This window comes from Gemella haemolysans, assembly GCF_001553035.1.
GTDB classification, from domain to species: Bacteria; Bacillota; Bacilli; order Staphylococcales; family Gemellaceae; genus Gemella; species Gemella haemolysans_B.
Window position 1 is genome coordinate 55,212 of the sequence record NZ_KQ959936.1, and the last position, 9,920, is coordinate 65,131.

A 9,920-nucleotide genomic window follows, 5' to 3' on the forward strand; every position below is an offset into this window, starting at 1 on the left:
CCGAAAGGGGTAGTAAGCGAGAAAGGTGAAGCCTTAGTACAGCCGGAGAATCCGAAAGGAGTATTGAGTGAGAAAGGTGAACCGTTAGTACAGCCAGAGAAACCAGAAGGCGTGGTAAGTGAAAAAGGAAAATCGTTAGTACAGCCAGAGAACTCAGAAGGAGTGGTAAGTGAGAAAGGCGAACCGTTGGTTCAGCCAGAGAATCCAGTAAAAGAAATTCCAAAAGAGAAAAAACCACCTGTATTAACATTAGCTAAGATCGAAGAACATACTCTTGATCGTTCTGCTAACTTGACATATACTTTAGAAAATGAGGATTCAGTCGAGATTAAATCTATTGTAGCAGAAGTTCGTGATGGTGAAAATGTAGTTAAACGATTAGATTTAACTACATCTAAATTAAAAGATATTGCAGATAATCTTAAATTGTATAAAGACTATATCGTCAGAACAACTATGATTTATAATCGAGGAAAAGTAGATGAGACTTCAGTATTAGAAGAAAGACTGCTAAGGCTCGATTTAAAAAAAGTTGAAGTTAAAAATATCAAAGAAACAAGCTTGATACATGTTAATGAACAAGGTGAGGAAAGTGATAGTAGCTTATTAAACGCTATTCCTGAAAATATAAAAGAATACTATTTGAAAGTGACTTCTCGTGATAATAAAATAACTAAACTTGCTATTGATAAAATAGAAGAAGTAAAAGTTGGGGAAGATTGGTTTTATAAAGTTAGTGCAAAAGCTCAAGATTTAGTACAAAGAACGAGTGAAAATAAAATAGAGGATACTTATTCTTATTATATTGCGAAACCAAAATCACATATTGGAGATGTGTACTATGATTTTAAAGATTTAATGGAAGCTATGCAAAAAACTCCTTCGGGAACATTCAAACTTGGGGCTGATTTGAGCGCAGTTAGTATAAAACCACTTGGAAAATCTTATGTTACTCAGAAATTTACAGGAACATTAACAAGTGTTGATGATAAACATTATTCTATTCATAATTTAGTACATCCATTATTTAGTAAATTAGAAAATGCAATTATTAAAAATATAAACTTAGAGAATGTAAATATTAATCTACCAGGGGAAAATAACGTTGCTACACTTGCTCAGACAGTAAAAGGGGGGACTATTGAAAATGTTAAAGTAACGGGTAGTGTCACTGGAGCAAATGAAGTAGCTGGAATTGTTAATAAGCTAGATGAAGGAAAAATGACTAATATTGCATACATTGGTAAAGTACATGCTACTGGTAATAAAGGTTGGAACCTTGCCGGAATAGCAGGTGATGTTTGGCGTGGTAATATTGAAAAAGCCTATGTTGATGCTGAAATTACGGGTGATAGATCACGAACAGGAGGAATAGCAGGTAACATAAGCCATGGTTTAAATTCTGATGGTATAGGTAGATGGGGATATATAAGAAATTCTGTAGCAAAAGGAATCATTGATGTTCCAAATAGTGGAGAAAATGGAGGTCTTATAGGTAAAAACTGGCCTTGGGGAGTTATTGAAAATACTGTTACAATGATGGATGTTAAGAAAGGTGACGTGTTCTTTGGATCAAATGATATGGATGATGAAAATGTTACGAACTGGGTTGTTAATAAGAATTTCACTGTAACAGGTATTAGTAAAGGCGGAAAAACTCATAGAAACTCTCATAGAATCAAAGATATTACTAAAGATGAAGCAGATACGAAAATTCAAGCGATGATGATTACTGCTGATAAATTAGTTAGTACACAACCAACTGTAGATAAGCTTAACAACAAAGTTTCTTATGAAAATGAATATAAAAATGTTCAAGATTACCAAGAGAAGCGTGATCAGGCATATCGTAATATAGAAAAATTACAACCATTCTATAATAAAGATTGGATAGTAAATCAAGGTAATAAATTAGATGAAAATTCTAATCTTGTAGCTAAGAGAGTTTTATCAGTAGTAGGAATGAAAGATAACGATTTTGTTACTGATTTATCTGTTGCTAATAAAATATTAGTACATTATTCAGATAATACAAAAGATATTTTTACCCTTTCTCCTAAAGAATCAAATGTAAGTAAAATTAAAGAGTACAGTATTAATGAATTGAAAGATATTGTTTATACTCCGAATATGGTAGAGAAAGATAGAGTTTCATTAACTAATAAAATTAAAGAAAAATTACAATCTGTTGAATTACAATCAGAGGGCATTTATAATTTAATGGACAAACGTAAAAATCCTCAAGATAACACAATAGAAAAACGTAAAGGGTATGTTAGAGATTTATTCTTAGAAGAAAGTTTTGAAGAAGTTAAAAATAATTTAGATAGTTTAGTTAATAAATTATTATTAAATTATGAATTCCAATTAAATGATAGTAAAGTTGTTGAAGATGTTTTACTTCAAAAAGTAGAAAGCAATAAGGAAAAAATAATGTTAGGTTTAGCATATTTAAATCGTTATTATGGAATCAATTTTGATAATATGAATTTAAAAGAAATTATGTTATTCAAACCGGATTTCTATGGAAAAAATGTAGATGTGCTTGACAGACTTATCAACATTGGTTCTAGGGAAAGTTATATAAAAGGTGATCGCACACAAGATGCCTATCGTGAAATTATAGCTGGAGATACTGGAAAAGGTAATCTACATGAATTTTTAAATTATAATATGAGGTTGTTTACTGAAGATAAAGATTTAAATGATTGGTTCAAAAAAGCAACAGAGAAAAATGTTTATATTGTAGAACCAGAAACAACAACTGAAGATTTTAAAGACAAAAAACATCGTGCTTATGAAGGTTTAAATAATGATGTTCATGGTCGTATGATTTTACCGTTATTGAATTTGAAAAAATCTCATATTTTCTTAATTTCAACATATAACACAATATCTTATAGTTCATTTGAAAAATATGGTAAATTTACGGAAGAAGAACGAAATCAATTTAAAGCGAAAATTGATGAAGTGGCAAAAGGGCAACAAAACTATTTAGACTTCTGGTCTCGTTTGGCTACAGATAAAGTAAGAAATAATTTACTGAAAAGTAAGAACATGGTACCGACTCCTGTTTGGGATAATATGAATGCACCAGGTTATGGATGGCTTGGTAAATATGGGCACAAAGATGGAAAACCTGATTATTCTCCAACAAGAGAATTGTTTGGACCTACAGGGAAACATTTCAATCCTAATCCAGGAATGGGAGCAATGGCAGCAATCCATACTCCACCATATAAAGAAGACACTGTGTACTTTATGGCTACTGATTTAATTAGTGATTTTGGTATTTCAGCATTTACACATGAAACAACACACGTTAATGACAGGATGGCTTACTTTGGTGGTTGGTGGCATCGTGAGGGAACTGATGTTGAAGCATTTGCTCAAGGAATGCTTCAATCTCCATCAGTCTCAAATCCTAATGGAACATATGGAGCACTTGGTATCAATATGGCTTATGAGAGAGAAAACGATGGTAAACAATGGTATAACTACAATCCTCACAAACTGAGAAATAGACGTGAAATTGATGATTACATGAAACGTTATAATGAAGCAATGATGATGTTAGATTATGTTGAAGCTGAATCTGTTATAGGTAAAAACTTAGATGATAACAGTAAATGGTTCAAGAAAATTGATAGAAAAATGCGAGAAAAAGGAAGTTATAATAATGATTTAACTGCACCTAACCAATGGGATAATGTTCGAGACTTAAATAATGATGAAAAAGTTCTTAAATTATCAACAGTTAATGATTTAGTTAATAACAATTTTGCAACTAAACACGGTGTAAGAAATGGTGTTTATAAACCTGAAGATTTAGATCCGAACTCGGCTTATGTTACTGTCAATATGATGGCAGGAATATATGGAGGGAACACAAGTGATGGTGCTGTTGGAGCATTATCGTTTAAACATAATACCTTTAGAATGTGGGGTTACTTTGGATATGAAAAAGGGTTTATAGGTTACGCTTCTAATAAATATAAAGAAGATGCTAAACGTGAAAATAAAGGTTTATTAAGTGATAGGTTAATTATCAAGAAAGTTTCTGAAGGTCGTTTTAACAATCTTGAAGAGTGGAAGAAAACGTGGTACGGAGAAGTTCATAATAAAGCAGTCGAAAAAGGATTTATTTCTATCACTATTGATAATGAACAAGTTTCAACTTACGTTAGATTGAAAGAATTATTTGATGAAGCCGTTCAAAAAGATTTGGATGAATTGACTGATAATAAAATTCAAAATAAATATAGACATACGGTTTCGTTAAAAGAAAAAGTTTATAAACAATTACTTAAAGAATCCGATGGATTTTCTAATGATTTTTTTAATAAATAATTTTTAGAAGTAGTTTATTTTACTCAATAATTATTTAGAAAGTTCAACACACTCTCAGAAAATCTATATAGATAACTAAAGTTATATGTTAAATACTATATAGAATTTTTAGGATAATCATAGAAGAAGCAACTTAAAAATCAAATTCTAAGAAATTTTGATTTTAGTTGCTTCTTTTTTATCAGTGTTAAACAGAGGTTCTAAATTTTGAAAAAGTTTATATGAGAATTTATAGGTGCAATAAAATAAATATATTTGTTTTATAAAATTGTTTCAGATATCTAATAAGCTATTTGGAGGTGTGCGACAAAATTGATTTTTTCTTTGTTAAGTTATTCCTATAATAAGTAACATTATATTGTTTTTTATAGCTAATTTCACGTATTTATAGTATAATAAAAGATGGTTTATTATGGCGTGTAGTAAGAATTATTGTTTTAGATATGTACACGCAGGAGATTGTGGACTATATAGAAAGAGTCTATAGAATAATAATATAAAAAATTATAGAGGAGATTTTTAATGTTACCAAAGTCATTTGAACAATATAAATTTAATGAATTTGTAAATAAGGCAGTAGTAGATTTAGGATTCGATAATCCTACAAAAATTCAAGAGAGAGTATTCTCACCAGTATTAAAGGGAAAAAATATAGTTGCAAAATCACAAACAGGAAGTGGGAAAAGTCATTCTTTCTTATTACCAATTTTTAGTAAATTAGATGTAACTAAGAAAAAAACACAAAGTATAATTTTAGCACCAACAAGAGAGCTATCTAGACAATTATATGATATGGCGTTACATATAGCTAGTTTTAGCGAAGAAGATATAAAAATTACACTATGTATTGGTGGACAAGATTTAAATAGAGATATTGAAAGAGTATCTAATGCTCCGCATATTATTATAGGTACACCAACACGTGTATTAGAATTAGATAAATCAAGTGCCTTAGCTATTAAAGAAGTTGAGAGTCTTGTAATCGATGAATGTGATATGATGATTGACTTAGGATTCATGGAAGATGTTGATAAAATTTCTAAAAGAGCAGCGGAAAATTGCCAATTTTTAGTATTCTCAGCGACTATACCAACACAAATGAATCACTTCTTAAAAAAATATCTGAAAAATGCACAGTATATCGAAGTTGATAATGCAAAATTTGGAAAAATTGAATATATTTTAATTCCAGAGAAAAGTTCATCTCGTTTAGAAAAATTACACGAAATTACTACAGTTATTAATCCATATTTAGCACTTATCTTTGCTAATAAGAAAACTGAAGTTGAAGAAGTAAGTAGCTATCTTATTTCAAAAGGATTAAATGTAGGTGTTCTACACGGAGATTTAACACCGCGTGAACGTAAACAAATGCAAAGAAGAATTAACAACTTAGATTTCACTTATGTTGTTGCAAGTGATCTAATGAGTCGTGGAATTGACATTGAAGGAGTAAGTCATGTAATTAATTTTAATATTCCTAATGATTTAGACTTCTTTATTCATAGAGCAGGACGTACTGGACGTGCAGGATTAAGCGGAGACTGTATTACAATTTACAACAATAAAGATGAAGAAAAATTACAAGATTTAGAAAAACGTGGAATTGAATTTAATCACCAAGATATTAGAAATGGTGAATTCGTTGAAGTCAAAGATAGAAATAAACGTCAAAGTAGAAAGAAAGTCGTAGCTGATCATAACTTAACTGAGAAATTAAAATCAAAAGTAAAAGTTTCTAAAAAAGTTAAACCAGGATATAAGAAAAAATATAAATATAAAATGGATAAACTTAAACAAAAAGAAAGAAGAAAATTTGCTAAACGTAGTAATAAGGCGAATAGAGGTAAATAATGAAGAATTTGAAAATTGGATCACATGTGTCAATGTCTGGAAAAGAAATGATGCTTGGTTCTGTAAAAGAAGCGGCTAGTTACAATAGTGATACATTTATGATTTATACTGGAGCTCCTCAAAATACTAGAAGAAAACCAATAGAAGAACTACGTATTGAAGAAGCTCATAAGCTAATGGAAGAAAAAAATATAAGTGATATTGTAGTACATGCCCCTTATATTATTAATTTAGCAAACACTATTAAACCTGATATTTACCAACTTGCAGTTGATTTTCTAAGGCTAGAAATTGAAAGAACTGAAAAAATTGGTGCTAAAAATATCGTTCTACACCCAGGATCACACGTTAAGGCGGGAGCTGATGTAGGTATAGCAAGTATTGTTAAAGGATTAAATGAAGTTTTAACAAAAGATATGAAACCTAATATTGCTCTAGAAGTAATGGCAGGAAAAGGTAGTGAATGTGGAAGAACATTTGATGAAATTGCTCAAATTATTGATGGAGTTACACTAAATGAAAAACTAACAGTAACTTTTGATACTTGTCACGTTTTTGAAGGTGGATATGATATAGTTAATAATTTAGATGGAGTACTTACTGAGTTTGATAAGATAGTAGGATTAGATAGAATTCAAGTCCTACATATTAATGATAGTAAAAATACCTTAGGTGCTCATAAAGATCGTCATGAGAATATCGGATATGGTGGTATAGGATTTGATGCAATTAATAGGATTGTACATTTAGATGAGTTTGCTAATATTCCTAAAATTTTAGAAACACCTTGGTATGGTGAAAAGAAAGATATTGCACCGTATAAAGATGAAATTGCAATGCTAAGAAGTAAGACGTTTGTTGACTTTAAAAAATAGTTAGTACAGGAGGTTACCTATGAAAATATCAGAAGAAAAAGTTGATAAGATAATGAAACTTTTAAAAGAAAAAGGATATAAGTATACTGATAAAAGAAAAGCTATGGTTGAGCTATTAGTAAATGAGGATAGATATATAAATGCAAAATATGTCTCTGAAACTCTTGGTAAGATGTATCCTGGACTAAGTTTTGATACAATCTATAGAAATCTAAGTACTTATGAAGAATTGGGAATTTTAGAAACAACTGAAATAAAAGGTGAAAAATACTTTAAAATCGGATGTTTAGAAACTGATCACCATCATCACCACCATATATGTTTAGGATGTGGAAAAGCTAAGATTATTCATGTGCATGTATGTGATAATTTAGAAATTGATGAGTTGAAAGGTTATCAAATTGATGGGCATAAGTTCGAAGTTTATGGTTTGTGCCCGGATTGTTTGAAAAAAGAGGATAAGAAATAATGTTTGATGGTATTTTACCAATTTACAAGGAACGTGGAATTACAAGTCATGATGTTGTTTTTAAAGCAAGGAAAATTCTTCAAATGAAAAAAATTGGGCATTCTGGTACATTAGATCCTGAAGTTGATGGAGTATTATTACTATTACTTGGTGGAGCTACAAAAGTAAGTGATTATGCTATGGATTTAGGGAAAAGCTATAGAGCGGAAGTTTGCCTAGGTCTTAAGACTACAACCGAAGATTTTACTGGTGAAGTAATAGAAGAATGTAAAGTAAATGATATTAACATTAATGAGATAAAGGAGATTTTATCTTTAATGATTGGTGAGATAGAACAAACTCCACCGATATATTCTGCAATTAAAGTTAATGGTAGAAAACTTTATGAGTATGCTAGAAGAGGTCAATTTGATGTAGAAATTCCAACGAGAAAAGTTAATATTTATGATATTTCATTTATAGAAAACAGTGAGTATTATAAAGATGATAAGTTTTATTTTTCAATTGATATAAGCTGTGGTAAAGGAACATATGTTCGAACTATAGCTACAAGTATTGGTGAAAAATTAAATTTACCTAGTACGATGAGTAAGTTAACAAGAACTAGAAGCGGTGAGATAACTTTGGAAAAGTGTTTGAAGTTATCAGAAGTTGAACAAAAAGTCCAAGAAGGAAACTTGGAGCAAAGCCTTTTAAGAAAAGAATATGCTCTTGAGGAGTTTCAATTTGTTGAAATACCGAAATTTAGAGCGAAGCAAGTAATGAATGGATTAAGATTTAGAAAAAATCAATTTCCAGATTACGATTTTACAGATGGAATAGTTTTTACATATGAGAATGAGGCAATTGCAATTTATCATCTAAAAGATAAAGATGACGAATTGTTATCAGTAAAAACGACATTTCCAAAAATAATAGAGTAGGTAGATGGAGATGGAAATATTTAATATTTCAGATATAAGTGAGATTAAGGAAGAAAATAAAAAGAGAGTTGCAGCATTAGGTTTTTTTGATGGTATTCACAAAGCTCATCAAAAAATAATAGGGAGTGCTGTAGAGGCTGCAGAAAAAGGATTTATATCTGCAGTAATTACTTTAGATAAGAGTCCAAAAGAATATTTTGGAAAAACTAGTGAGGAATCTCTTACACCGACTAATAAGAAAAACGAACTATTAAAAAATCTTGGTGTGGATGAGGTATATTATTTAGAATTCAATGAAAAATTACAAAATTTATCGGCTGAAGAATTTATCAATAATATACTGAAGAAATTAAATGTAGATAAGGTTTTTTGTGGATTTGATTATAGATTCGGTTTTAAAGGATTAGGAACACCAGATTTAATAAAAGATAGTGGAATAGAAGTAATTGTTCTAGAAAAAGAGAAAATAGATGAGGAGAAAATATCTACGACCGTATTAAAAGAATTCGTCAGAAAAGGTGAATTTTCTAAATATAATGAATATACAGGAAGATTCTATTCTATTTCTGGTTTAGTAGTGAAAGGTAGGCAACTAGGAAGAACAATTAATTTCCCGACTGCTAATCTTGAATTAGACGGTAAATATCTATTACCTGAGACGAATGGTGTATATATAACTAAGATTAAAGTTAATAATAAAATTTATAAATCAGTTACAAATATTGGTTATAATCCGACTGTTTCAGATGAAAAAAATAAAAAATTTATAGAAACACATATTTTAGATTTCAATGAGGATATTTATGGAGAAAAAATCGAAATTTACTTCTATGAATTTTTAAGAAAAGAACAAAAATTTGAAAGTTTCGATCACTTAAAAGAGCAATTAAAGCTGGATAAAAAAACTTGTGAAGAAAAAGATTACTAAAAGCTTGAGTATTGCACTAATTTTAAGTGTTATCTCTTGAATTATATTAAAAAATAGTGTAAAATAACTAATGTTCCTTATTCGTGGTATAGAAACCCTCCAGGTTCTACACTAGGATTAAGGTCGCAAAATAAAATTATATGGAGGAAATTGCAATGGCAGCAATTAGTCAAGAAAGAAAACAAGAAATTATCGCTCAATACCGTACTCATGAATCAGATACTGGTTCTCCAGAAGTACAAATCGCAGTATTAACTGCAGAAATCGATGCTTTAACTGAGCACTTAAACACTCACAAAAAAGATCACGCAGGTCGTCGTGGATTACTTAAAAAAGTTTTCCGTCGTCGTCACTTACTAGACTACTTAATTAAAAAAGATATCCAAAGATACCGTGAATTAATTAAAGCTCTAGGATTAAGAAGATAATTTTTAATAACAATAAAGGAAAGTAATTTGTGAAATCAATGCTTTCCTTTATTATATTTATAAGGCTCTTTGTCAAGTTCGGGGCATGGAAAA

7 protein-coding genes are annotated in these 9,920 nt (G+C 30.0%); all 7 read left to right on the top strand.

From position 1 onward, the window contains the following. Nucleotides 1-63 precede the first annotated feature (63 nt). Entirely contained in the window at nt 64-4,350 is a 4,287-nt protein-coding gene (locus HMPREF3186_RS02695) for a ZmpA/ZmpB/ZmpC family metallo-endopeptidase (protein ID WP_231724147.1), read from the top strand. A 522-nt stretch (nt 4,351-4,872) separates the two neighbouring features. Next, nucleotides 4,873-6,204, top strand: a complete 1,332-nt coding sequence (locus HMPREF3186_RS02700; RefSeq protein WP_060913826.1) for a DEAD/DEAH box helicase — start codon at nt 4,873-4,875, stop codon at nt 6,202-6,204. After that, on the top strand, nt 6,204-7,079 hold the full coding sequence (locus HMPREF3186_RS02705) for a deoxyribonuclease IV (protein ID WP_060913827.1): 876 nt from the start codon (nt 6,204-6,206) through the stop codon (nt 7,077-7,079). Before HMPREF3186_RS02700 ends, HMPREF3186_RS02705 begins: the two co-directional genes overlap by 1 nt. A 19-nt stretch (nt 7,080-7,098) precedes the next feature. Continuing rightward, a complete protein-coding gene (locus tag HMPREF3186_RS02710; RefSeq protein ID WP_060913828.1) occupies nt 7,099-7,548 on the top strand; it encodes a Fur family transcriptional regulator in 450 nt (149 codons plus the stop codon). Then, nucleotides 7,548-8,471, top strand: a complete 924-nt coding sequence (gene truB, locus HMPREF3186_RS02715; RefSeq protein ID WP_060913829.1) for a tRNA pseudouridine(55) synthase TruB — start codon at nt 7,548-7,550, stop codon at nt 8,469-8,471. Before HMPREF3186_RS02710 ends, truB begins: the two co-directional genes overlap by 1 nt. 10 nt (nt 8,472-8,481) lie before the next feature. Beyond that, complete coding sequence (locus tag HMPREF3186_RS02720) at nt 8,482-9,399, top strand: bifunctional riboflavin kinase/FAD synthetase (protein ID WP_060913832.1); 918 nt, start codon at nt 8,482-8,484, stop codon at nt 9,397-9,399. A 155-nt stretch (nt 9,400-9,554) separates the two neighbouring features. Next, on the top strand, nt 9,555-9,827 hold the full coding sequence (gene rpsO / locus HMPREF3186_RS02725) for a 30S ribosomal protein S15 (RefSeq protein ID WP_003144987.1): 273 nt from the start codon (nt 9,555-9,557) through the stop codon (nt 9,825-9,827). Nucleotides 9,828-9,920 lie beyond the last annotated feature (93 nt).